Genomic DNA, 22,343 nt, shown 5'->3' on the forward strand with positions numbered 1-22,343 from the left:
GAATGTCGCCCGGCGATGGATTCTCGGGCTCGCCCTGAGGATTTCTGCCTCACCCGGCTTTCGGCCGCGTCATGGCGAAGACATCCGCTCCGCCGTCGCAATAGTCCATGTAGCCCATCCGCCCGAGCGGCCGGGCGACGGCCATGTCGATCATGCCGTCTTTCAGGATTTCCCGGCTTATATGGATGCCGACGACCTCACCGAATACCACCCAGTTGTCCGATTCACGCCCGTCGAGGCCGAGCGGCCGCAGGATCTGCGTCGCCCGGCATTCGAGCGCCGCATGGGCCTCGCCGACATAGGGCGCATCGACGAGCCGGCCGGCCACCGGCGTCAGTTTCGCGATATCGAATTCGTCGACGCCGTAGGGCACGGCAACCGAGCTTGCATTCATCTCCTCGGCGAGATGCCGGCTGGCCAGCGAGCAGGTGAAGACGCCGGTCGCCTCGATGTTCGTCACGCTGTCCTTGTGGCCGCTGGAGGAGAACATGACGAGCTTCGGCCTGTCGCTCACCGCGTTGAAGAACGAATAGGGCGACAGGTTGAGCCGCCCGTCCGCCGCCTTCGTGCCGATCCAGCCGATCGGGCGCGGCGCGACGATGGCCTTGAAGGGATCGTGCTTCAGGCCGTGGGCGTTTTCCGCCGTCTCGTAGAACAGCGCGTCAGGCGTCATCGCCGACCCATGTGACGATTTCGGCAAGCTCCGGCCGCGGCCGCTCGGTCGGCGGAACGGTGGGCGTGCCGACATGGATGAAGCCGGCGACCTTCTCGCCCGGCTCGACGCCGAGGATGGGATAGGCGCGCTCGTCGAAGGCATACCATTCCGTCAGCCAGTTCGAGGCGAAGCCATGGGCGTTGGCCGCCATCACGAGGTTGAGGCAGACGGCGCCGGCCGACATGACCTGCTCCCATTCCGGGATCTTGAAATGCGGCGCCGCGCGGCTGACGACGGCGATCACCACCGGCGCGCGGGTGAGCCGCGTGTTCTCCACCTTCACCATTTCTTCCGAAAGGTCGGGCTTGTCGGCGAGCGCGATCCTGGCCAGCGCCTCGCTGATCCGCTGGCGTTCCTCGCCGCGATAGACGATGAAGCGCCAGGGCGCGAGCTTGCCGTGGTCCGGCACGCGCGAGGCGAGCTTCAGCATCTCCTCCACCTCGCTTTTCGAGGGGCCGGGCGCACTCATCTGGAAGGCGGGGATCGACCGGCGGGTCGAAAGATAATCGATCAGCTTTATTTCGGTTTTCATCGCGAGGGAGTTCCAATATCGTGCCGCCGGCGCGGCCTTGAAAATGCCATTAGCCGGGCCTTCAAGTGGAGCCTTACAGTCAGGAAGTCAACCGTTCCCATGCGCATGCGTATCCATCCCGTCGCCGCCGCAGGCCTCGCCGTCGCGAGCCTTGCCACCTCTTTCGTGCCGGCGCGCGCGCAGGATTCGCTCGAGAGCTTTTCGCAGATCACGACGCCGCTGAAGGGCAGCAAGGTGATGTCCTTCAACCCCATCGTCACCGGCGAGGCGACGCCGGCGAACCTGCGCGACGTCACCTGCGAGGCGCTGCTGACCAAGGACGGCCAGCCGATGCAGCATGGCCTGACCTGGCGCGTCTTCTCGCCCATTCCGGCCGCCGACGGCAAGCTGCCACTACTCGCCACCTCCGAGGGCGGCACGGCCGCCTTTCACCTCGTTCCCGGGGAATATTTCGTCAATGTCGCCTTCGGCCGGGCCGGCGCGACGAAGAAGCTCGTCGTGCCCGAACAGGGCTCCGTCGACAAGCAGGTCATGGTGCTCGATGCCGGCGGCATCATGCTGAACGCCGTTTCCGGCGCGGATGTGCGCATTCCCCCGAAGGAGCTGAGCTTTGCGATCTATTCCGCCGAAGTGCGCGAGGATGGCGAGCGCAACCTCGTGATGGACGACGTGAAGCCGAATTCCGTCGTGCGGCTCAATGCCGGCACCTATCACGTCGTTTCCGACTATGGCGACGTCAACGCCGTCATCCGCGCGGATATCCAGGTAGAGGCCGGCAAGCTGACGCGCGCCACCATCCAGCACCGCGCCGCCAAGCTGACGCTGAAGCTCGTCTCCGAGCCCGGCGGCGAGGCCATCGCGGATACCGCCTGGTCGATCCTCACCTCCTCCGGCGACACGGTCTCCGAAAGCGTCGGCGCGTTTCCGACGCTCGTTCTGGCGGAAGGCAGCTACATCGCCGTCGCCCGCAACAAGAACAGGATCTACCAGCGCGATTTCCAGGTGAAAGCCGGCGTGAACACCGATGTCGAGGTGCTGCTCGACGAAAAGGCGAACGACCAGAAGGCCGCCGCCGAGGACGTGGTGGACTAGGCGGAAAAGCCCCTCATCCCGCTGCCGCGACCTCCTCCCCGCAAGCGGGGAGAAGGAAGATGTTACACCGCCTTGCCACAAGTCCCTTCTCCCCGCTTGCGGGGAAAAGGTGCCGGCAGGCGGATGAGGGGCAAGCGCCCCTCGCCTCAAGCCTTGCCGAGCTTGCGCTTCAGGTCCGGCGGCATCGCTTCCAGCGACAGGGCTTCGATCGCCTCGTCGAGCGACATCGCCGTCTGGTTCTGCGAACCGAGGCGGCGGATGTTGACGGAGCGTTCCTCCGCCTCGCGCTTGCCGCAGACGATGATGACCGGAACCTTGGTCACCGAATGCTCGCGGACCTTGTAGTTGATCTTCTCGTTGCGAAGATCGGTCTCGACGGTCAGGCCCGCCTCGCGCAGCTTGTCGGCCACCTCGCGGGCATAATCGTCCGCCTCCGAGGTGATCGTCGCCACGACCACCTGCATCGGCGCGATCCACAGCGGCATATGCCCTGCGAAGTTCTCGATGAGGATGCCGAGGAAGCGCTCCATCGAGCCGCAGATGGCGCGGTGGATCATCACCGGCTGGCGCTTTTCCGAGGCCTGGTCGATGTAGAAGGCGCCGAAGCGTTCCGGCAGGTTGAAGTCGACCTGCGTGGTGCCGCACTGCCATTCGCGGCCGATGGCGTCCTTCAGCGTATATTCGAACTTCGGCCCGTAGAACGCGCCCTCGCCGGGCAGGATGCCGGTCTTGATGTTGTTCGACTGCTGCTGGATCGTATCGAGCACCTGCTTCATCACGCTCTCGGCGCGATCCCAGAGCTCATCCGAGCCGACGCGCTTGTCCGGCCGGGTGGAGAGCTTGATGGTGATCTCCTCGAAGCCGAAGTCCTTGTAGACCGAGAGGATCAGGTCGTTGATGCGCAGGCATTCGGCCGCCATCTGCTCGTCGGTGCAGAAGACATGCGCGTCGTCCTGCGTGAAGCCGCGCACGCGCATCAGCCCGTGCAGCGCGCCCGAGGGCTCATAGCGATGCACGTTGCCGAATTCCGCAAGGCGGACGGGCAGTTCGCGATAGGACTTCAAGCCATGCTTGAAGATCTGCACATGGCCCGGGCAGTTCATCGGCTTCAGCGCGAAGACGCGCTCGTCGTCCGTCTCGTCGCCGGCGACCGTCACCTTGAACATGTTGTCGCGGTACCAGCCCCAGTGTCCCGAGGTCTCCCACAGCGACTTGTCGAGCACCTGCGGCGCGTTCACCTCTTCATAGGTGCCGGCGAGACGACGGCGCATATAGGCGACGAGCGTCTGGAACATGCGCCAGCCCTTGCCGTGCCAGAAGACGACGCCCGGTCCTTCCTCCTGGAAATGGAACAGGTCCATTTCGCGGCCGAGGCGGCGATGGTCGCGCTTCTCGGCTTCGGCGAGGATGTTGAGATAGGTGTCGAGTTCCTCCTGCGTGCGCCAGGCGGTGCCGTAGATGCGCGTCAGCATCGGATTGTTCGAATCGCCGCGCCAATAGGCGCCCGCGACCTTCATCAGCTTGAAGGCCGTGCCGATCTGGCCGGTCGCGGCCATATGCGGGCCGCGACACAGGTCGAACCAGTCGCCCTGGTAGTAGATCTTGAGGTCCTGCCCCTCGGGGATCGCATCGACCAGCTCGACCTTGTACTTCTCGCCCTTGGCGGAGAAGACCTCCTTGGCCTTGTCGCGCGACCAGACTTCCTTGGTGAAAGGCTTGTTGCGCTGGATGATCTCCTTCATGCGCTTTTCGATCTTCGGCAGATCGTCGGGCGTGAAGGGCTCGTCCTTGGCGAAGTCGTAGTAGAAGCCGTTGTCGATGACCGGGCCGATCGTCACCTGCGTGCCGGGCCAAAGCTCCTGCACGGCCTCGGCCATCACATGGGCGGCGTCGTGGCGGATCAGTTCCAGCGCGCGGTCGTCCTCGCGGGTGACGATCTCGATCCGCCCGTTGGAAACGGGATCGGAGAGATCGCGCAGCTCGCCATCGAGCGCAATCGCGACCGCCTTCTTGGCCAGCGACTTGGAAATCGCCTCGGCCACGTCACGCCCGGTCGAGCCCGCGGGATATTCGCGAACGGAACCATCGGGAAAAGTCAGGGAAACAGGTGCAGACATTCAAAAATCTCCTATCCAGTCCCGCCAACGAATGCGGGTGGTATGCGAGGGTAAAGGCCGGGAATCCGGCATGTAGCGTGTGCGATATAGGGGGAAAACGGGGGAATTGGAAGAGACGCGGCAATGACGGCCGCCTAAAATTGCATTGACAATTCACCACAACCAGTTGCAAAAATTACTTTAATTCACAATGAAAGCTTAGCCGTTTATCACCCTAAACCTTGAAGCCACGGGGACGCTCTAGCGACTATGGACATTGAATTTCTGAAGGCCGGCAACCCAAATAGAATCGCTACGGTATACACAAGCTTTCTGCTCCCTAGCGAAATAGCCAAAATTCGAGAACAATCAAAAACCCATACGGCCGCCATGTATAACCTTGGATTGCAACACTACAGGTTTGCCATCTCTCTCGGAAGACCACATTGGAGGCAAAAAATATCGCGATTATACTATGCTAGCTACAATGTTTCAAAATCTATACGATTTAACCATGACGGAAATCATTCTACAGACGTAAAAGATCATACAAAAGTTGGGTCTTTGCCAAACGGATTTCCCAATAAGTCAACATATGAAAATGAATTGACAACATTGAGAGAAGATAGAAATTCGTGCGACTATGATCATATCATAAAATCTAAAGACCTCGTGAAAAGTACGGCAGAGTATGTCTCCATCGTTACCTCTTTCATGCGAGATGCTCACGACTACCTTTCTAATCGCGGAATTACTTTAGGAAAAAAAATATGAACGCTCAAACGGCGGTAAGAGATGTTCATGCCCGATTTGAAGGCCGTACAGGGCTTTCAGGACTTGAATTTGACGACATTGAAAAAGGAAACCGTCTCGTAAGGATAATATATGTCTCGTCAGTGACGGATCGCCTTTATACAATTTTAAACCAATGTATTTCCGAAATTAATAGTGAAGAAGAATACCACGTCACATTAAAACAGAGAGCCAGAGACTTTATCATTAACGGCCCCGAGTCTAGACTTTTATTAAAAGTTTTGAGCGAAAGCCAAAACATTAATCAACATAGCTTTTCAGATGATTTTTTTGATAGATATACGCCATCGGTGACGGGCGCGGAAGCACAAATTATTTCGGCCGCCAACCATATAGTCACCGGAAGGCGTGGGGCCGGAAAATCCATGCTTCTCCTCTATTGCTTCAGGAGGAGACAGAGAGAAAACCTCCCCAACGCTTGGATTGATTTGCAAATGTTTTCCGGAAGGATAGATGAGCAAGCGGTATCAGACGCCATAACAGAAATTCTTTATAGGATAGACTTCCCGGCTAACGCTTCAGACGAAGTTGTGGAATTGCGACATCGTTTTGAATCCGGCAATTTAACAATTTCTGAACTAAGAAAATTTACACCGAAGTTGCGCCGTCTATTCGAAAAAGTCTCATCTAATACAAATCTATTCATCTACCTTGACGATCTTCATGTCTTTCCTGCTGCCTATCAGCATTCATTGATGGACATTCTATACTCGATTGCTCGCGGAAATCGCGTATATCTGAAAATTTCAGCAATCGAAAACCTTGTCAAAACATACGACAATGCCACACAATCTGGTTTGCAAATTCCCCAAGATGCGCAAAAACTCGGACTAGACTATAATCTGACAAATCCGGATAAAGCTGCAAAGCACATAGAGGCGATTCTCGACTCGCATGCTGCATATTCGGGCCTTCCATCCATTCGTCGCTTATGCTCAAGCGCCGATGTCCTTCCCCGTTTGACGTGGGTAAGCGCAGGGGTGCCACGAGATGGCATGAACCTCTTTTCGCAATCGATGCTTAAAGCAGCATCAGAAAATAAGAAACGCGTGACAGTTTCGAATGTAAACATGGCCGCCTCTGACAATCTTAGTATAAAGATAAGAGACTTACAAACAGATGCGAGCGAATCAGCTATACGCCTTAATGACCTTCTCGAAAAGATAAGGAATTTTTGCGTTATAGAAAACAAAACTAATGCTTTTCTCGTAGAAATAAAATCCGGAGAGGACCATTTCAAGGACATCATGAGTCTTGTTCAATTAAGACTTCTCCATGTAATATCCGAAGGAATTACCCCAAAAGAAGCCGGAACGAAATTTATGGCATTTATTCTTGATTACGGCCTCTATACGGGCGTGAGAGCTGCGGCGAGTGTTGAGCTATTCAACAAGCAAACGGCACCTGTTTCGGCGAAGGATCTAAGAAAACTGAAAATATTGAGGGCCTAAATCAGAAATTCAATTCAGCGTTGCTTATCGGAAGTGCTGACCGTCGTAGCATAACGCGCACCACGACGTCGGCGCCATTGCCTTCAGGGAAGGGATTGCCGGCGGCAAGGCGCTTCCAGCCTTCGGCGGTGCGGGCGATGATGTCGACATGCTTGCCGAAGCGGGCGCGAAACCCCGCTTCCAGCCGCGCCTCGATTTCGGCGAGCGGCGCGGCCTCGCCGTCGAAGACGAGATTGCCGGTGGCGGCCAGCGTGCGGGCGTTGCGGAAGCCGAGGCCTTCGGCCATCGCCTTCAGGTCCGCCATCACCACCCTTTTCCCGGGCGAAAGCACGATGGAATGCAGGAGGGCGACATAGGTTTCCACCGCTCAGCCGCGCTCCGCCTTCGAGACGCGCCACAGCCGCCACGGCGCCCACCAGGCAAGGCGCGCTTCCAGTGCCTCCGGCACGGGATCGAAGCCATGCGTGCCGCCGGGACCACAGCGGGCGACGCGGAAGAGCGTCATGAACCCGCCGCGCCACAGGCCATGGCGCGCGACGGCCTCGTAGCCGTATTCCGAGCAGGTCGGCAGGTGGCGGCAGGAATTGCCGATGAAACCGGAGAGTGTGAGCTGGTAAAGGCGAATGAAGGCCATGCCGAAGAGGCGCCCCGGCGTCTTGCGGAACGGGCCGTTCCAGTTTCGGCCCTTGGGGCGCGGCCGTTCGGGAGCGTGGTGGCAGTCCGGGGCGTTACACATGGGCTTTGCGGCCCGGGGGAAGGATGCCCCTCATCCGCCTGCCGGCACCTTCTCCCCGCAAGCGGAGAGAAGGGACTCGCGGGAGCGTCCGGTGCCCCATCGACCGTGCGGCTTGAGGGGAAAACGGCGCGGCATTTCCCTTCTCCCCGCTCGCGGGGAGAAGGTCGCGGCACCGGGATGAGGGGCAGGCGGCAAACACCGCCCTCACCCGGCCTTTTCCAGCCGCTTCGCCTCGATCTGGCCGATGGCGTCGACCACGGCATCGAAGGTCAGCATGGTCGAGGCGTGGCGGGCCTTGTAATCCTTGACGGGCTTGAGGAAACGCATGTCCTCGAAGCGGCCGGCCGGTCCCTCGCCGTCGGCCTTCAGCATGGCGAGCATGTCCTCGCGCGCCTTGCGGATTTCCGCCACCGTCGCGCCGATCACGTGGCGCGCCATGACCGAGGACGACGCCTGGCCGAGCGCGCAGGCCTTCACCTCGTGGGCGAAATCGCTGACGGTATCGCCGTCGAGTTTCAGATAGACCTTCACGCGCGAGCCGCAGAGCTTGGAATGGGCGCCAGCTTCGGCGTCCGCATCCGGCAGGGTGCCGATGCGCGGGATGTTGCCGGCGAATTCGAGGATACGGCTGTTATAGATATCGTCCATCATGGCCCTGTTTTCCGCGCTTTTTGCGGAATCTTCAATGATCCGAGGAGATTATTCCGGCCTCGTCGGGAAAAAAGCACGGCGTGTCGCCTCAGGCCTCTTTCGCAGTGGTTGTTCGATACTATATGATAACTCGTATTGGGGTGAGGGTTTTACAAGTGTCGAACCATCACCTGTTGTTTGGGAAACCGTGCCGGACGGTCGATCGCACTGATGAGCGATGACCCGAAAGCCCCGGAGCCCGCCAACGGAACCCAAGCCTGCAGGGTTAGGCGAATGGCCAGTGGCGAGTCCGATAAACACGTCAGGTAACCTGCAGAAAGGTCAATGGGTCCATGGACGCCATAGTCACCAATTTTCCGCGCATCGAGGATGAAGCCGGCCGCCCCACGCAGAAAGAGGCGGAAGACGCCGTTCGCGTTCTGCTTCGCTGGGCCGGCGATGATCCGCAGCGCGAGGGCCTGCTCGACACGCCCAAGCGCGTCGCGAAAGCCTATCGCGAGCTCTTTTCCGGCTACGACCTCGCCGCCGAGGATGTGCTCGGCCGCACCTTCGAGGAGGTCGCCGGCTACGACGACATGGTGCTGGTGAAGGACATTCCGTTCTTCTCGCATTGCGAGCACCATATGGTGCCGATCATCGGCAAGGCGCATGTCGCCTATCTGCCGAACGGCCGGGTACTGGGCCTTTCCAAGATCGCCCGCGTGGTGGAGATCTTCGGCCGCCGCCTGCAGACGCAGGAGACGATGACGGCGCAGATCGCCAAATCCATCGACGAAACGCTGAACCCGCGGGGCGTCGCCGTGATGATCGAGGCCGAGCATATGTGCATGGCCATGCGCGGCATCCAGAAACAGGGCTCGACAACGCTCACCACCACCTTTACCGGTGCCTTCAAGACCGAGCCGGCCGAACAGGTCCGGTTCATGACGATGATCCGGAGCTAGGCCGAAGGCCGGCTCCGCCCGACGGAGCCGACCGCCATGCCGATCACCTTCCAAGCCCCCTCCAGGGACAAGGCCGAGCTGGAGACAGGCCCGGCCTTCACCCCCCGCTTCGACGGCAACGGTCTCGTGACCGCCGTCGTGACGGATGCGAGGGACGGCGAACTGCTGATGGTCGCCCACATGAATGCCGAAGCGCTGGCGCTCACCATCGAGACCGGCATCGCGCATTACTGGAGCCGCTCGCGCAATTCACTCTGGAAGAAGGGCGAGACCTCCGGCAACCTTCAGACCGTCGTGGAACTCAGGACCGACTGCGACCAGGACGCCGTCTGGCTGAAGGTCTCCGTCGCCGGCCACGACGCCACCTGCCATACCGGCCGCCGCTCCTGCTTCTACCGCACGGTCTCGGGCGGCCCGGACGGCGCGGTACTGACGATCACCGGCGGCGAGCCGCAATTCGACCCGGCGGCCGTCTACAGCAAAAATTAAGCATCTCGACGAATAGCGTCCCGTTCCGGCACGGATTTACCATTTGGCAACCTGTCGGGTCGCCTAATCCAAGCATGGCGGACCTTATCCCCGCCATGCGGATCAGGATATGGAACCCCATCGCTCGCATGCGCTTCGAAAGGTTTCCGACGCCACCCCCAAAGGGGTAGCGGTATCCGGGGCAGGCCCCCGTCTTCCGCCTCGAGAAAAGTGCTCTTTCCGGGATTTTTTGTCCCGAAAGTTCCCCGCGTCACAGATTGCAACTATTCTGCCATTTATTGTGCTCCCGAGGGCAGCCAATTGGCGGAACCGTTTGCTTTACCGCGAATTCCTTTAGGGAACGGAGGTCCGGAATGTTGAACTGGAGTTTCAATCGTAGCCTCGTAACGGCGGATGCCTCGGATCCCGGCGGACCTTCCATGAACGACGTTTCCCACATTCCCGCGCCGGCCCCGCCGCGCAAGCCGAAGATCGCCCTTGCCCTCGGCGGCGGCGCCGCCCGCGGCTGGGCCCATATCGGTGTGCTCCGGGCGCTGGAGGAAGAAGGTATCGAGGTGGGCATGATCGCCGGTACCTCCATCGGCGCCCTCGTCGGCGGCTGTTATCTGGCCGGCAAGCTCGACGAACTGGAGGCCTTCGCCCGCTCGCTCACCATGCGCCGCATTGCGAGCCTCCTCGATTTCACCATTCGCGGCTCCGGCCTCTTCGGCGGCATGCGGCTGACCAGGCGCATGCAGGAGCATATAGAGAACCTGTCGATCGAGGATCTCGACCGGCCCTTCGTCGCGGTGGCGACGGAGGTCAACAGCGGCCACGAAGTCTGGATCAACAGCGGCTCGCTGATCACGGCGCTGCGCGCGTCCTATGCCCTGCCCGGCATCTTCGAGCCGATCAAGTGCAACAACCGCACGCTGGTGGATGGCGCCCTGGTGAACCCGGTGCCCGTTTCCGTCTGCCGGGCGCATGAGGAGCTTCTGGTCGTCGCCGTCAACCTCAACTACGACCTCTACGGCCGCTCGGCCGTGATCAAGCACAGCGCGGGCCCGCAGAAGATCGAAGAACAGAAGCAGGAGGACAGCGCCGCCCGGCTCGGGCTGACGAGCGTCATGGTGCAGTCCTTCAACATCATCCAGGACCGGATTTCCCGCGCGCGCCTTGCCGGTGATCCGCCGGACCTCGCGCTGCATCCGAAGCTGGCTGATATCGGCCTTTCGGAATTCCATCGCGCCGGTGAATCCATCGAACGCGGCTACCTCGAGGGCAAGGCGCGGATTTTCGAGATCAAGCGGATGCTGGAAGTGGTGATGGCCCGCTGAATGCGGGCTTTCCGGAAGAAGCGACCGGTTCTTACACGGGAAAGACGAAATGGGCGGCGGGCGGAGCGATGGAAATCGTTCCGCCCAAACCCGTTCGGTGCCGTATCAGCTTGCGATATAGGCCTTGATGGCTTCGGCTTCGTGCTGGATCGCGCGGATGTGGGATTTCACCACGTCGCCGATCGAGATGATGCCCACCAGGCGGCCGTCCTTTTCCACGGGGATGTGGCGGGCGCGCAGCGTGCTCATCATTTCCATGAGCTCCTCGACCGTCTGGTTTTCGCCACAACGATGGACATTGCCCCACATGATGGAGGAAATGGGCTTGTCCAGGCATTCGCCGCCGCTGCGGGCGATGGCGGCCACGATATCGCGCTCGGTCAGAATGCCCGCGATGCGGTCATTTCGATCCACGATGACGATGGCGCCGATATGATTTTCATGCAGATAGACGGCAGCCTGCCTTACGGTGAGCTGCGGGCCGCCGGTTACGACGTTGCGGCCTTTTTCGTCCAGTATAGTCCTTACATACATGCGTACCTCCCGTGTGCATCATGACGCTGAGAGGCGGGACATCCGCGCAGGGATGCCCTGCCAGTACGGGGCGGCATCCCTTCCTCCTTGCGGATGCTACCCTGTTCCGGTGTGCATGTGCGAACCGGAACGATGTCATGGTGCGCCACGAAAGAGGCGATTGCAAGACGGCTAATAGACTATCGTTAATCCCGCCGGCTCTCGGCCACGGAAACGTCGAAGATCGGGAAGAACAGGAAGCCGAACAGGAAGCCGCCGATATGCGCTTCCCACGCCACCGCCCCGCCGGCGGCCACCGAACCGAAGATCTGGCCGAAGCCGATCAGGAAGTTCGTGAGGAACCAGATACCGGAAAAGACCAGCACGGACCGGTTGGAGAGTGCTTCGGGGATGGTGAGTCGGCGGTTGAGATGGGCAAACTGCCGGCTGACGCGCCCGCTCGGCGAAAAGACGAAGCGTGCCGCTGCGCCCATCAGGCCCGACACGACGCCGGAGGCACCGACGACGAGGATCATCGCGCCCCAGTGCAGGGCCGTGTGGAAGGCGACGGCCGCGATGGCCGAAAGGCACCAGAAGAGAAAGAACCGCACGGTGCCGATGCGCCGCACGACGGGCGCCCCGAAGGCGACCATCCAGAACGCATTGAAGATCAGATGCTCCCAGCCGCCATGCAGCAGCGAATAGGTGACCGGGCTCCACAGCCAGCTCAGGTCCCATTCGGAGAACGGAACGGCATAGCGTCCCGGGATGAAGGCGAATTCCAGCAGCACGTATTCGTCGGCCGACGGCGACAGGACATAGGTGCGCACCAGATGGACGAGCGTCAGCAGCCCGAGAACGAAGACGAGGCTTCCGGGCAGGTTGAACGCCGGCTCCCGCTTGCGGGCCTCGAACCCGTCACCCTGCACTTCGATGCCGTCGTTACTCATGACCGAACCACCCAACTCAAAAATCGATTCGTGCTTATATCGAGAAAAGAAAGGCCGTGCAGCTTTCGCCGACGGCCGGTGCCCCCAATCCCCGGGGCGAAACAGATGTGCAGTAAACCATTCCCTCGTGAAGGGATGCCGGATGTTCTCCCAAGCCGGTCGGCCGCGCAATGGAAACCAATCGTTAACCTTAATATCCGTCTGGCACGAAACTCGCACAGTCTCTCACAAATGCCCCCTGCACCGCCTCCGGCGTGCCGTAGCGGGACAGAGCAGACGGAAGAACGAGCATGCATACCAGAGCCGCAACCACGCTTTACGATTACTGGACGCGCCAGCGCGGCGAACGCGCCGTGCCATTGCGGAGCACCATCGAACCCGCCGACATCGCGGCGATCCTGCCGGATGTCTTCATGCTGGAGTATGGACGACTGCATGCGCCGCGCTTTCGCCTCGCCGGCACGCGCATGTGCGCCCAGTTCGCCCGCGAGCTGAAGGGCATGGATTTCGATGCGCTGTTTGCCCCGGACCAACGCAGCCGCGTGGCCCGCATGGCGGAAAACGTCATGGCCGAGGCCATGCCCGCGGTCATGCGGATCCGGCTCGTCGACGGCGCGCTGGAAAATACCGAGGCGGAAATCGTGCTGCTGCCGCTTGCGACCGCCGGCCGGACGGCCGACCGCATCATCGGCACCTTCGCCCCCCTGCCCGGCCAGCGCCAGCCGCTCTCGGCCTTCCGCTATGCCACGCTCGATGCGCTTTCGGTGATCGACCCGGCGCGCAAGGACGATCTGGCCGGCAACCGCCCGCCGATCCCCATGCCGACATCCGTCATGGCCATGCGTCCGGCCGGCTTCGGCCAGAAGATCAGCCGGGTCATGCACCTGCGCATTTTCGAAGGCGGGCGGAAGGACGGCGGATTGGCGGAAACGCAACCAATATCGCCCAAAGGTTGTTGAAACCACAACCCGAGGCGACATTTTCCCGCTCCGGCAAACCTTCTGTTAACCCCGAAAGGTTAAGGGTTGGAAAGAGATAGGACGATCAGGCACGCGCGCTCATGTACTCTTTCCAGCAAGCATCGCCGGCAACCAGAGCAGCGCAACCCGACCAGCGCAACTTCCAGCGCGTCTCGGTGAACCTGCCCGGCCGCCTGATGCTCGCCAGCCATGACGAATTCGACTGCACCGCCCTCGACATGTCGCCGGGCGACGCCAGCTTCGTCTGCAGCGCGCGCCCGCGGATGGGCGAGCGCATCATCGCCTATATCGACCATGTCGGCCGCATCGAGGGCTCCGTCGCGATCCTTCGCGAAGACGGCTTCGTCATCCAGTTGAACGCGACGGACCGCAAGCGGGAAAAGCTCGCGGCCCAGCTCACCTGGATCGCCAACCGGCACGAGCTCGGCCTGCCGGAAGACCGCCGCCACGACCGCCTCACGCCGCGCAACACGCGCACGGACCTGACGCTCGACGACGGCCGGCGCTATCCCTGCCGCATCATCGACCTTTCGCTTTCGGGCGCCGCCGTCGATATCGACGTCCGCCCCGCCCTCGGCACGCCGGTCCAGCTCGGCAACATGAAGGGGCGAGTCGTGCGCCACTTCCAGGAAGGCGTCGCCATCGAGTTCTCGTCCGTCCAGTCGCGGGAAGCCCTCACGGCATTCCTGTAGCATTCCGGCACAGCCGAAAGCCGATATTGTTTCAAAAAGGGCCCCGTGGGGCCCTTTGCTGTTTCAGCCCGGATCGAGGCACATTCTCGAAAAAGAAAATCAAAAAAAATTCTGCCGCGCGCGTCCATCATCGGGAAAAACGCAGCGATGCAAGTACGCATTATGCCCGACGACCATGTGGTACCAGCGCTCATCCGCGTGGAAATTCCGGCTTCCAATAAGCCGAACCCAGCCCAATATCACCTGCTTAAATCGAAAAACGATTATGAATCAGCAGCATGGCGGAAGATGAAAGCCCGCAACCGCGAGGGTATTCGCTACAATTTTAATCAAATTCGCTTCAAATACAGTTCAAATCAATCTCAAATTCTATTCTTGTTTTATGCTTATGCTATCTTGATTTGAACTAAGTTCTACTTCGGCTTTTCGCGCAAGCTCAAAACATAGCTGTCATTGTCGCCTCATCGAACGGGGACATAGCAATGACAAAAATCATCAAGACAGGGACGTTTGCATTCCTCCTTTCCCTGGTTGCGGCGCAGGCCGCCATGGCGCTGCCGGCCAATACGCCGCTTGCAGGCGCGACCAACCAGCCGATCGGCCACTATGAATTCTGCAAGGTCAATGCCAGCGAATGCGGCCCGAACGGCCGTGACGACGGCCCGCTCAAGCTGACGCAGGAAAACTGGAAGACGATCCTCAACGTCAACTACGCCGCCAACACCGAATTCGCGCCGATGACCGACATGGAAATCTACGGCGTCGAGGAGAAGTGGGCCTATCCGGAATATGCCGCCGACTGCGAGGACTATGTCCTCGTCAAGCGCAAGCGCCTGATGGAAGCCGGCATCTCGCCCGCGAACCTCCTGATCACCGTCGTCCTCCAGCCGAACGGCGAAGGCCACGCGGTCCTGACCGTGCGCACCGACCGCGGCGACTTCGTGCTCGACAACATGCGCAACAAGGTCCTGCTCTGGTCGGAGACCGAATACCGCTTCCTCAAGCGCCAGTCGTCGGCCAATGCCGGCAAGTGGGTCAAGCTGCAGGATGGCCGCGCCGAAGCTGTCGGTAGCGTCAGGTAAGGACCGGCGCCCGAGGGCGCGCGAAGAGACTGCCCGGCGGCTTTGCCGGGCAACAGAAAGGGCCCGGTCAGTCCCCCAACCCCCGTCCCCGACCTTGGCCCTGCGGCCGGTTCTCCTGTCCCGGAACCGGCCGCTCCCTTTTTGAGGGCATGCCCAGCCAAATCCTCAACCGAAAATTAACCATGTTGGCAGACCCTCCGCCCAGGTATCCCGCAATGGACGGGTCGAAAAAGCGCGAGGCGACATGGCTGCGATGGCAACCGGCAACGAGGACCATGCCCCGCTCATCTCCAATCGCCTGCTGACGCGCCTGACCGTCGGCGTCGCGGTTCTCGCCGGGCTGACGCTCGCCATCAGCGTCGCCGGCCGCGCATTGGGCGAGCGCATCGCGCTTGCCGGCCATACCGAAAGCGCTGAGGCCGTGGATGTCGTGATCGGCCAGGACCAGATCCGCCTTCCCGCCAATACGATCCGCTTCGAGGAGCAGCGCCGGCCGGGCCGCACGGAGCGCGTCGATCTCTACCTCACCTGGCCGGAGATGAATGGCTATTCCAACGGCGAGCGCATCCGCTTCAACGATGCGACGCGGCCCGAGAGCCTGATTTTCCTCAATCTTTCGCAAAGCACCATGTCGCGCGACATGTCCGGCCGGCTGGCGCCGATCTACAGCCACCTGTTCGACGACCGGACGGAATCCGGTCCGGCCGGCCTGACGATGCAGCCGCTGCGGGAGAATTCCGGCTATGGCGGCGAGGTGTTCTTCACCGGGACGCTGCCCGACGGCTCCGACTATGCGGTGCGCTGCATGATGCCGGCGGACGAATCGCAATCGACCAGCGCGGATTGCCAGCGCGATATCCACATCGGCCGCGATCTTTCTGTGCTTTACCGTTTTTCGAGCAGACTTTTGCCGCAGTGGCAGGCGATGGAGGCGCGCGTACGCGATTATCTCGCCGCATCCCTCGTCGAAAACGGCCGCCCTGCCTCGACCACCCGCACCCGATAAAACACGGCCAACCTGTGAAACCAATAATTCATCATAAACCGATTGGTAACGCTGTGTGGCTATTGTGCCTCAAACGGTCGTCGCGGCAGCTTGCAAGCGGACGGCATATGCAATCCGAGAATGAAGAGTAACGTAGTGTCCCGTTCCGTATTCCTCGATTTTCTCCCCCGCTCTTTCCAGGCGATTGCCAATGCGGCGAAAGGTCTGGTGATGATCGGCACGGTCGCCACCCTCGCCTTCGCGACCCCGGCCGCCGCAAATCCGAAATACTCGGGCATCGTCATCGACGCCAAGACGGGCAAGGTACTCTATAGCGAGGACGCGGACGAGCTGCGTTATCCGGCATCGCTCACCAAGATGATGACGCTCTACCTCACCTTCGAGGCGCTGGAAGCCGGCAAGATCCGCCTCGATTCGCGCGTCCCCTTCTCCAAGAATGCCGCCAGCGAGCCGCCGACAAAGCTCGGCGTCGGGACCGGCAAGTCCATCACCGTCGAACAGGCCATCCTCGGCCTCATCACGCGCTCGGCGAACGACGCTTCGACGGCGCTGGCCGAATTCCTCGGCGGCTCGGAAGAGCGCTTCACCCGCATCATGACGCAGAAGGCCCGCGCGCTCGGCATGACGCGCACCGTCTATCGCAATGCCAACGGCCTTCCGAATACGGCGCAGGTCACCACCGCGCGTGACCAGGCCCGTCTCGGCATCGCGCTGCGCCAGCACTTCCCGCAGTATTATTCCTATTTCTCCGTTCGCAGCTTCCGCCTCGGCAAGCAGGTCATCAACGGTCACAACCGCCTGCTAGGCAGCGTTCGCGGCGTTGACGGCATCAAGACCGGCTATACCCGCGCTTCCGGCTACAACCTCGTGACCTCGGCCGTCGCCGATGGCCGCAGCGTGGTCGGCGTCGTCATGGGTGGCCGCTCGGGCGGTGCCCGCGATCAGCAGATGCGCAAGCTGATCGCCACCTACATGCCGAAGGCCTCGCGCCGCGGCAGCGGCGATCTGATCGCCCAGACCAAGGATGCCCCGACGCTCAGCGCCGAAGTCGCAAGCAATGCGGCCGCCGCATCCGTCTCCGGCCGCGGCCTCGACCTGCCGGAAAACGGCCCGGTCCCGTCCTATCGCTACACCGAAAGCCATCTCGAAACGGCCTATGCCGCATCGGCCGACAGCTCGCAGGTCGTCGGCAAGCGTGCGCTCGCCGCAACCCTGAAGCTGCAGCGCGACGCCGCCGTTCCGCAGGAAGACCTGACGGAACAGGGCGACACCGGCGGCAATGTCGATAATCTGACCACCTCCGCCGTCGCCGAAACCACGCCTTCGGGCTGGGTGATCCAGATCGGTGCGACGCCGGACCGCGGCCAGGCGCAGAAGCTTCTGTCCAAGGCCCAGGACCAGGGCGGCAAGGCACTCTCCAGCGCAAAGCCCTTCACGGTCGCCGTCAATAGTGGCAGCGAACAGCTCTACCGCGCCCGCTTCGGCGGCTTCGACAACCAGGACCGCGCGACGGCCGCCTGCAAGGTCCTGAAGCGCAAGGGCTTCGCCTGCTGGGCAAGCCAGCAGTAACGCGATCGGACTGCGCCAAATGCGGCGCAGTCCCTGAAATACCGCCTTGCACCCGCAACGGCCACCGGAAAGGTATTGCGTACCAGAGGCTGCGGGGGGAAGGCAGGCAGGCCGTCACGACGGCTATGCCATCCTCGATAAGGTAATGCGTACGAGGCAGATCATGGCGATGAACGAGAACCTCTTCGATGTCCCACTCGCAGCGCGCGACGAAAAGCGCCGCTCGCTGAAGGGAACGCTCCATCCGCTGCACGAGGCGGCGATGCGGATCGCGGATATCGGGCTCGGCCGTTCACGCAACCGGACGAAGGATCTCGTCGGCATGCTGCTCGCCCACGGCGCCCGCGCCTGGCGCTCGGGCCAGCCGGTTGCCGGGATCCATCTCCATGTCGGCGTCAGCGAGCACCGCCACCCGGTTCGCCTGCGCCTTCGCTGAGGATCGTCAGAGAAGGCCGAGTTCGGCAAGCTCCCGGCGAAGTTCCATCGGCAGGTCGGCAGTGCCCTCGCCCATGTTCGTCAGGTCGCGCGGGGCATCCTCTTCGGTAAGGTAGCGCCACCCCTGAAAGGCGCGGCGCGGCTGGAGCGCGGTTTCGATGACCTCCGGCCCGAGCACGAGCTCGCAGCGCGAAATCCCGTCGACATCCGTGAAGGTCTTGATGTCCAGCAATTGCTGGCGCGCCTGCACCTGTCCCTTGATCACCCAGTAGAGCGAACCGCCATCGAGCAGTTCCCGGTCACGCTTGGGGATCATGCGGGTGATATGGCTGGAATGGGGCTCCATGCCCGCCGCCATCGCGATCAGCGAACGTTCGGACACCCATTCGCGCAGGTCCTCGATCGAGTCCGCGCCGACACAGAGTTTGATGAGATGAAGGGCCATGCCCCTTTGAACGCCCTTGCGGCGGCCCGGTCAAGGGGCCGCCGTGTCGCACTCCACAGGCAAGGGGCCTTCGCTCAGCACTCCACCACGTTGACGGCGAGGCCGCCGGTGGAGGTTTCCTTGTACTTCTCGTTCATGTCGACGCCGGTCTGGCGCATCGTCTCGATGCAGGCGTCGAGCGGCACGAAATGCTGGCCGTCGCCCTTGATGGCGAGCGAGGCGGCCGTCACCGCCTTGACCGCGCCGAGCGCGTTGCGCTCGATGCAGGGCACCTGGACGAGACCGGCAATGGGATCACAGGTCATGCCGAGATGGTGCTCCAGCGCGATTTCGGCGGCATTCTCCACCTGCTCGGGCGTGCCGCCCATCACGGCGGCAAGACCGGCGGCGGCCATGGCGGAAGCAGAGCCCACTTCACCCTGACAGCCGACTTCGGCGCCGGAGATCGAGGCATTGTGCTTGATGATGCCGCCGACGGCGGCCGCCGTCAGCAGGTAGTCGCGGATGCCGTCCTGGTCGGCGTCCTCATGGAAATGCAGGTAGTAGCGGATCGTGGCGGGCACGACGCCGGCAGCGCCGTTGGTCGGCGAGGTGACGACGCGGCCGCCCGCGGCATTCTCCTCGTTGACGGCCATGGCGTAGACCGAGAGCCAGTCGTTGGCGAGCAGCGGATTGGCCTTGTTGGAGCGCCACTCCTCCTGCAGCTTGTCATGGATCGAGCGGGCGCGGCGGCGGACTTTCAGCCCGCCCGGCATGATGCCCTCGTTCTTGAGGCCGCGGTCGATGCAGCGCTTCATCGCCTCCCAGATACGGTCGAGGCCGGCATTCAGCTCCTCGCGCGACATGGTGGCTTCCTCGTTCGCGCGCTTCATCTGCGCGATCGTCATGCCGGAGCGCTCGGCCATTTCCAGCATCTGCTTCGCCGAGGCGAAGGGGAACGGCACCTTCCTGTCGCTGGAACGCGCCTTGGCGGTGCGCATCTGTTCGAGCTCGGTATCGGTGACGACGAAACCGCCGCCGACGGAATAGTAGATGCGTTTCAGGAGCAGCCGGTCGTCGCGGTCATAGGCGGAGAAGGTCATGCCGTTGGCATGGCCGGGCAGCGGGTTCTTCTTGTCGAAGATCAGATCGTTCTTCGGCTGGAAGGCATAGCCGGGATGGCCGGGCGGCGTGATGCGCCCGGTGCGCTCAACTTCCTCGACGATCGCATCCATCCGGTCGGGATCGACGGAATCGGGCCGCTCGCCCATCAGGCCGAGGATCACCGCGCGATCCGAACCGTGGCCGACGCCGGTATAGGCGAGCGAACCGTGCAGGCTCATGCGGATGGCGGCGACATGCGCGCCGGTGGGGCGCGGCCAGTCGTTCGACAGGATCAGGTCGAGAAAACGGTTCGCCGCAGACATCGGCCCCATCGTGTGCGAGCTCGACGGACCGATACCGATCTTGAAGACATCAAAAACCGAAAGAAACATTCCCGGACTTCTCCTTGCCGCGGCAGGCTGCATGCTTTGATCCGCAAAGCTACGTTATCACGGACCGCGCCCATGGCGATCTCCCGACATCGGGTTTTACCAACGCGACATGGCGGGAAACAAAAACAGCGCGTCCCGAGGGAACGCGCTGTTAATGTAAGGGCTGTGGCCGGGTATTTTCAGATGCCGCCGAAAAGATAGGCGATGACCAGAACCGCGCCAAAACCGAGAACTGCCCGGGCGGTCACGCCCCAGCAGGATTTCTGAACTGTGCTTTCCATGATTTCCCCGATGGAACATGCCGGCGCAGCAGCCGTGATCGGCGCTGCATGGGCCCTGTTTAATGAAGAATTCATGAAACCGCAATCGCGAAAAATGGCGAAACCAAGGCGAATGCTTCATGGGTGACCTGCACGGCGCGCATGACCTGTCGCAAAATCAGACAGTTGCGGGCGGCAAGCCCGGCGCGCTTGTCGCCGCCTTTCCGCCGCAAGTCTGAACGGGTTTCGGGCAGCGGCGCCAGCCCCTTGCAAAATGCCGAATCCATGGCACAAACCTAGGCATGACCAGTCCGGATATCGCCGCCCTTGCCGTCTTCATCGTCCTGTGGGTCGGGTATTCCTGGCTTACCGACCGGGCGAAGCTGTTCGACCGCGTGAGCCTGACACGGGCGATGAGCTCGCAGCGCGCGATCTGGATTCGCAACGCCATGCACCGCGACCTGCGCATGATCGACACGCAGATCATGGCCGGGCTGCAGAACGGCACGGCCTTCTTCGCCTCCACCTCGCTTCTGGCGCTCGGCAGCTGCTTCGCGCTGCTCGGGGCGACGGACAAGGTTTTCAGCCTTTTCAACGACCTGCCGGAAGTATTCCGAGGCAGCCGCTCCGGCTTCGAGATGAAGGTCGGGGGGCTTGCCATCATCTTCGGCTATGCCTTCTTCAAGTTCGGCTGGTCCTATCGCCTCTTCAACTACTGCACCATCCTGCTCGGCGCGATGCCGATGAGCGGCGACATCCACAAGGATCCGGCCGCCGCCGACCTTGCCGCCGACAAGGTCATCCGCATGAATATCCTGGCCGCCAAGCACTTCAACAAGGGGCTGCGGGCGATCTTCCTGTCGATCGGCTATCTCGGCTGGTTCGTCAGCCCCTATCTCTTCATCCTGACGACGATGGGCATCATCGTCGTGCTCGTCCGCCGGCAGTTCTACTCCGAGGCACGCCTCGGCGTGCTCGAACGCCTCGACTGATCCCTTCCCCGGCCTCCTTTCGGCCATCCGCCCGGCGCAAGCTTGGCGTGGCATATTCCCATGGACCAAAGCAATGCAGCGACCCCGAACCATGACGACGACGGTGATTGACGGCAATGTGGAAGGAGACGGCGGCGCCACGCGCCGCCTGCCGCGCATTCCTTTGATCGACCAGGCCCGCGGCGTCGCGCTGATCGCCATGGCGAGCTACCATTTCACCTGGGACCTCGGCTTCTTCGGCTATATCGAGCCGGAAACGGCCACGACCGGCGGCTGGCGCCTCTATGCGCGGCTGATCGCCGGCAGCTTCCTCTTCCTCGTCGGCTTCAGCCTCGTCCTCGGCCACCAGCGTGGCTTCCGGCCGAAGCCTTACTTCATGCGGCTCGGCAAGATCGTGCTGGCGGCGGCGGCGATCACGGTCGCCACGTGGTTTGCCTTCCCGCAGACCTTCATCTTCTTCGGCATCCTGCACGCCATCGCGGCGGCAAGCCTGATAGGGCTTCTCTTCCTGCGCCTGCCGGTCGCCATAACCCTGCTGGCCGCCGCGGCCGTCGCCGCCGCGCCGCTTTATCTTCGCGCACCCATCTTCGATCATCCGGCGCTCTGGTGGGTCGGCCTTTCCGTCACGCCGCCGCGCTCCAACGACTATGTGCCGCTGCTGCCCTGGCTCGCCCCCGTGCTACTCGGCATCGCGGCCGCCCGGCTCTTCGTCGCAAGCGCGCTGCCCCAGCGGCTGGCCGGTTTCGGCAATGCGTCCAGAAGCCGGTGGAAAACCCTGCTGGAGCAGGCCGGCCGCCACAGTCTCGCCATCTACCTTATCCATCAGCCGGTGCTGATCGCGCTGGTCTACGGCTTCTCGCTGGTCATGCCTGCTCCCGCGGCCGACCCGACCGTCAGCTACACGAAGAGCTGCATGCGCGCCTGCATCAACGAGCGCGACGCCGGCTTCTGCCAGAGCTTCTGCGGCTGCACGCTGGACAGGCTGATGGGCGAGAACCTCTTCGCCGACCTGAACCGCGGCGCAATCGATATTACGGACCAACGCATTGCAACGATCTCCTCGCAATGCACGGCGGATGCCGACGCGAGGAGCGAGCCCCAGGAGTAGG

At 61.9% G+C, this 22,343-nt stretch carries 24 protein-coding genes and 1 pseudogene; 14 read left to right on the top strand and 11 right to left on the bottom strand.

Going from position 1 to position 22,343, the window contains the following annotated elements; all coding sequences use genetic code 11:
- Positions 1-49: 49 nt before the first annotated feature.
- Positions 50-658, bottom strand: a complete 609-nt coding sequence (locus tag DSD28_RS20245) for a flavin reductase family protein (RefSeq protein WP_119258434.1) — start codon at positions 656-658, stop codon at positions 50-52.
- Between the two features lie 4 nt (positions 659-662).
- Positions 663-1,247 (bottom strand): nitroreductase family protein, encoded by a 585-nt coding sequence (locus tag DSD28_RS20250; RefSeq protein ID WP_119258250.1) that lies wholly within the window; start codon positions 1,245-1,247, stop codon positions 663-665.
- A 105-nt stretch (positions 1,248-1,352) separates the two neighbouring features.
- Between DSD28_RS20250 and DSD28_RS20255 the strand changes: the two genes are divergently transcribed.
- Positions 1,353-2,339, top strand: a complete 987-nt coding sequence (locus DSD28_RS20255) for a hypothetical protein (RefSeq protein ID WP_409530039.1) — start codon at positions 1,353-1,355, stop codon at positions 2,337-2,339.
- A 146-nt stretch (positions 2,340-2,485) separates the two neighbouring features.
- Here the strand turns inward: DSD28_RS20255 and thrS are convergent, their stop codons facing one another.
- Positions 2,486-4,456, bottom strand: coding sequence for a threonine--tRNA ligase (gene thrS / locus DSD28_RS20260; RefSeq protein ID WP_119258252.1), 1,971 nt, complete (start codon positions 4,454-4,456; stop codon positions 2,486-2,488).
- 749 nt (positions 4,457-5,205) lie between these two features.
- Here thrS and DSD28_RS26020 point away from each other — a divergent pair.
- Complete coding sequence (locus tag DSD28_RS26020; protein WP_162911487.1) at positions 5,206-6,699, top strand: hypothetical protein; 1,494 nt, start codon at positions 5,206-5,208, stop codon at positions 6,697-6,699.
- A 49-nt stretch (positions 6,700-6,748) separates the two neighbouring features.
- On the opposite strand, the pseudogene DSD28_RS20265 reads toward DSD28_RS26020, so the two are convergent.
- The 3 genes and pseudogenes from DSD28_RS20265 to DSD28_RS20275 all read right to left on the bottom strand — a co-directional run.
- Positions 6,749-7,063: pseudogene (locus DSD28_RS20265) on the bottom strand (DUF1697 domain-containing protein); the annotation flags it as partial.
- A gap of 3 nt (positions 7,064-7,066) precedes the next feature.
- Positions 7,067-7,435: a membrane protein insertion efficiency factor YidD gene (gene yidD, locus DSD28_RS20270; protein WP_119258254.1), complete on the bottom strand. Its 369-nt coding sequence runs from the start codon at positions 7,433-7,435 to the stop codon at positions 7,067-7,069.
- 204 nt (positions 7,436-7,639) lie between these two features.
- A complete protein-coding gene (locus DSD28_RS20275) occupies positions 7,640-8,086 on the bottom strand; it encodes an iron-sulfur cluster assembly scaffold protein (RefSeq protein ID WP_119258255.1) in 447 nt (148 codons plus the stop codon).
- A gap of 332 nt (positions 8,087-8,418) precedes the next feature.
- Here DSD28_RS20275 and folE point away from each other — a divergent pair, with 332 nt between their 5' ends.
- From folE to DSD28_RS20290, 3 genes are all read left to right on the top strand, one after another.
- Positions 8,419-9,030: a GTP cyclohydrolase I FolE gene (gene folE, locus DSD28_RS20280; protein ID WP_119258256.1), complete on the top strand. Its 612-nt coding sequence runs from the start codon at positions 8,419-8,421 to the stop codon at positions 9,028-9,030.
- Between the two features lie 36 nt (positions 9,031-9,066).
- Positions 9,067-9,519 carry a phosphoribosyl-AMP cyclohydrolase gene (hisI, locus tag DSD28_RS20285; protein WP_119258257.1) on the top strand — a complete coding sequence of 151 codons (453 nt, stop codon included), beginning with the start codon at positions 9,067-9,069 and terminating at the stop codon, positions 9,517-9,519.
- Between the two features lie 353 nt (positions 9,520-9,872).
- On the top strand, positions 9,873-10,835 hold the full coding sequence (locus DSD28_RS20290; protein WP_119258258.1) for a patatin-like phospholipase family protein: 963 nt from the start codon (positions 9,873-9,875) through the stop codon (positions 10,833-10,835).
- Between the two features lie 105 nt (positions 10,836-10,940).
- Here DSD28_RS20290 and DSD28_RS20295 read toward each other — a convergent pair whose 3' ends face one another.
- Together DSD28_RS20295 and DSD28_RS20300 are read right to left on the bottom strand one after the other, a co-directional pair.
- Positions 10,941-11,369 (bottom strand): CBS domain-containing protein, encoded by a 429-nt coding sequence (locus DSD28_RS20295; RefSeq protein WP_119258259.1) that lies wholly within the window; start codon positions 11,367-11,369, stop codon positions 10,941-10,943.
- A gap of 185 nt (positions 11,370-11,554) precedes the next feature.
- Positions 11,555-12,298: a rhomboid family intramembrane serine protease gene (locus tag DSD28_RS20300; protein ID WP_119258260.1), complete on the bottom strand. Its 744-nt coding sequence runs from the start codon at positions 12,296-12,298 to the stop codon at positions 11,555-11,557.
- A gap of 290 nt (positions 12,299-12,588) precedes the next feature.
- On the opposite strand from DSD28_RS20300, the gene DSD28_RS20305 reads away from it, so the two are divergent.
- The 7 genes from DSD28_RS20305 to DSD28_RS20330 all read left to right on the top strand — a co-directional run bounded on the left by DSD28_RS20305 (position 12,589) and on the right by DSD28_RS20330 (position 18,063).
- Positions 12,589-13,257, top strand: coding sequence for a PAS domain-containing protein (locus DSD28_RS20305; RefSeq protein WP_119258261.1), 669 nt, complete (start codon positions 12,589-12,591; stop codon positions 13,255-13,257).
- 101 nt (positions 13,258-13,358) lie between these two features.
- The gene (locus DSD28_RS20310) at positions 13,359-13,970 is read left to right on the top strand and encodes a PilZ domain-containing protein (protein ID WP_119258262.1); all 612 of its coding nucleotides are present in this window, start codon (positions 13,359-13,361) and stop codon (positions 13,968-13,970) included.
- Positions 13,971-14,015: 45 nt separating this feature from the next.
- Positions 14,016-14,375, top strand: a complete 360-nt coding sequence (locus tag DSD28_RS26025) for a hypothetical protein (protein ID WP_162911488.1) — start codon at positions 14,016-14,018, stop codon at positions 14,373-14,375.
- Positions 14,376-14,452: 77 nt separating this feature from the next.
- Entirely contained in the window at positions 14,453-15,052 is a 600-nt protein-coding gene (locus tag DSD28_RS20315; RefSeq protein ID WP_119258263.1) for a transglutaminase-like cysteine peptidase, read from the top strand.
- Positions 15,053-15,296: 244 nt separating this feature from the next.
- Positions 15,297-16,058, top strand: a complete 762-nt coding sequence (locus DSD28_RS20320; RefSeq protein ID WP_119258264.1) for a hypothetical protein — start codon at positions 15,297-15,299, stop codon at positions 16,056-16,058.
- A gap of 120 nt (positions 16,059-16,178) precedes the next feature.
- On the top strand, positions 16,179-17,627 hold the full coding sequence (locus tag DSD28_RS20325) for a D-alanyl-D-alanine carboxypeptidase (RefSeq protein ID WP_119258265.1): 1,449 nt from the start codon (positions 16,179-16,181) through the stop codon (positions 17,625-17,627).
- A gap of 163 nt (positions 17,628-17,790) precedes the next feature.
- Positions 17,791-18,063 carry a hypothetical protein gene (locus DSD28_RS20330; RefSeq protein ID WP_119258435.1) on the top strand — a complete coding sequence of 91 codons (273 nt, stop codon included), beginning with the start codon at positions 17,791-17,793 and terminating at the stop codon, positions 18,061-18,063.
- A gap of 6 nt (positions 18,064-18,069) precedes the next feature.
- On the opposite strand, the gene DSD28_RS20335 is transcribed toward DSD28_RS20330, so the two are convergent.
- The 3 genes from DSD28_RS20335 to DSD28_RS26030 all read right to left on the bottom strand — a co-directional run bounded on the left by DSD28_RS20335 (position 18,070) and on the right by DSD28_RS26030 (position 20,529).
- On the bottom strand, positions 18,070-18,507 hold the full coding sequence (locus DSD28_RS20335; protein ID WP_119258266.1) for a DUF1489 family protein: 438 nt from the start codon (positions 18,505-18,507) through the stop codon (positions 18,070-18,072).
- A gap of 74 nt (positions 18,508-18,581) precedes the next feature.
- Positions 18,582-19,982 carry an L-serine ammonia-lyase gene (locus DSD28_RS20340; protein ID WP_119258267.1) on the bottom strand — a complete coding sequence of 467 codons (1,401 nt, stop codon included), beginning with the start codon at positions 19,980-19,982 and terminating at the stop codon, positions 18,582-18,584.
- 352 nt (positions 19,983-20,334) lie between these two features.
- Complete coding sequence (locus tag DSD28_RS26030) at positions 20,335-20,529, bottom strand: hypothetical protein (protein ID WP_162911489.1); 195 nt, start codon at positions 20,527-20,529, stop codon at positions 20,335-20,337.
- Positions 20,530-20,544: 15 nt separating this feature from the next.
- Between DSD28_RS26030 and DSD28_RS20345 the strand changes: the two genes are divergently transcribed.
- Both DSD28_RS20345 and DSD28_RS20350 read left to right on the top strand, forming a co-directional pair.
- Positions 20,545-21,234 (top strand): DUF599 domain-containing protein, encoded by a 690-nt coding sequence (locus tag DSD28_RS20345; protein WP_119258268.1) that lies wholly within the window; start codon positions 20,545-20,547, stop codon positions 21,232-21,234.
- Positions 21,235-21,307: 73 nt separating this feature from the next.
- Positions 21,308-22,342: a DUF1624 domain-containing protein gene (locus DSD28_RS20350; protein WP_245424892.1), complete on the top strand. Its 1,035-nt coding sequence runs from the start codon at positions 21,308-21,310 to the stop codon at positions 22,340-22,342.
- The last annotated feature ends 1 nt before the right edge of the window (position 22,343 follow it).

The sequence above is a fragment of the Shinella zoogloeoides genome, from assembly GCF_003574625.1.
In the GTDB taxonomy this organism is placed as follows: Bacteria; Pseudomonadota; Alphaproteobacteria; order Rhizobiales; family Rhizobiaceae; genus Shinella; species Shinella zoogloeoides_A.

Coding starts and splice junctions, on each gene's coding strand:
- DSD28_RS20250 (WP_119258250.1), bottom strand. CDS start 1,247: ATGAAAACCGAAATAAAGCTGATCGATTATCTTTCGACCCGCCGGTCG.
- DSD28_RS20255 (WP_409530039.1), top strand. CDS start 1,353: ATGCGTATCCATCCCGTCGCCGCCGCAGGCCTCGCCGTCGCGAGCCTT.
- thrS (WP_119258252.1), bottom strand. CDS start 4,456: ATGTCTGCACCTGTTTCCCTGACTTTTCCCGATGGTTCCGTTCGCGAA.
- DSD28_RS26020 (WP_162911487.1), top strand. CDS start 5,206: ATGAACGCTCAAACGGCGGTAAGAGATGTTCATGCCCGATTTGAAGGC.
- yidD (WP_119258254.1), bottom strand. CDS start 7,435: ATGTGTAACGCCCCGGACTGCCACCACGCTCCCGAACGGCCGCGCCCC.
- DSD28_RS20275 (WP_119258255.1), bottom strand. CDS start 8,086: ATGATGGACGATATCTATAACAGCCGTATCCTCGAATTCGCCGGCAAC.
- folE (WP_119258256.1), top strand. CDS start 8,419: ATGGACGCCATAGTCACCAATTTTCCGCGCATCGAGGATGAAGCCGGC.
- hisI (WP_119258257.1), top strand. CDS start 9,067: ATGCCGATCACCTTCCAAGCCCCCTCCAGGGACAAGGCCGAGCTGGAG.
- DSD28_RS20290 (WP_119258258.1), top strand. CDS start 9,873: ATGTTGAACTGGAGTTTCAATCGTAGCCTCGTAACGGCGGATGCCTCG.
- DSD28_RS20295 (WP_119258259.1), bottom strand. CDS start 11,369: ATGTATGTAAGGACTATACTGGACGAAAAAGGCCGCAACGTCGTAACC.
- DSD28_RS20300 (WP_119258260.1), bottom strand. CDS start 12,298: ATGAGTAACGACGGCATCGAAGTGCAGGGTGACGGGTTCGAGGCCCGC.
- DSD28_RS20305 (WP_119258261.1), top strand. CDS start 12,589: ATGCATACCAGAGCCGCAACCACGCTTTACGATTACTGGACGCGCCAG.
- DSD28_RS20310 (WP_119258262.1), top strand. CDS start 13,359: ATGTACTCTTTCCAGCAAGCATCGCCGGCAACCAGAGCAGCGCAACCC.
- DSD28_RS20315 (WP_119258263.1), top strand. CDS start 14,453: ATGACAAAAATCATCAAGACAGGGACGTTTGCATTCCTCCTTTCCCTG.
- DSD28_RS20320 (WP_119258264.1), top strand. CDS start 15,297: ATGGCTGCGATGGCAACCGGCAACGAGGACCATGCCCCGCTCATCTCC.
- DSD28_RS20325 (WP_119258265.1), top strand. CDS start 16,179: ATGAAGAGTAACGTAGTGTCCCGTTCCGTATTCCTCGATTTTCTCCCC.
- DSD28_RS20330 (WP_119258435.1), top strand. CDS start 17,791: ATGGCGATGAACGAGAACCTCTTCGATGTCCCACTCGCAGCGCGCGAC.
- DSD28_RS20335 (WP_119258266.1), bottom strand. CDS start 18,507: ATGGCCCTTCATCTCATCAAACTCTGTGTCGGCGCGGACTCGATCGAG.
- DSD28_RS20340 (WP_119258267.1), bottom strand. CDS start 19,982: ATGTTTCTTTCGGTTTTTGATGTCTTCAAGATCGGTATCGGTCCGTCG.
- DSD28_RS26030 (WP_162911489.1), bottom strand. CDS start 20,529: ATGGATTCGGCATTTTGCAAGGGGCTGGCGCCGCTGCCCGAAACCCGT.
- DSD28_RS20345 (WP_119258268.1), top strand. CDS start 20,545: ATGACCAGTCCGGATATCGCCGCCCTTGCCGTCTTCATCGTCCTGTGG.
- DSD28_RS20350 (WP_245424892.1), top strand. CDS start 21,308: ATGCAGCGACCCCGAACCATGACGACGACGGTGATTGACGGCAATGTG.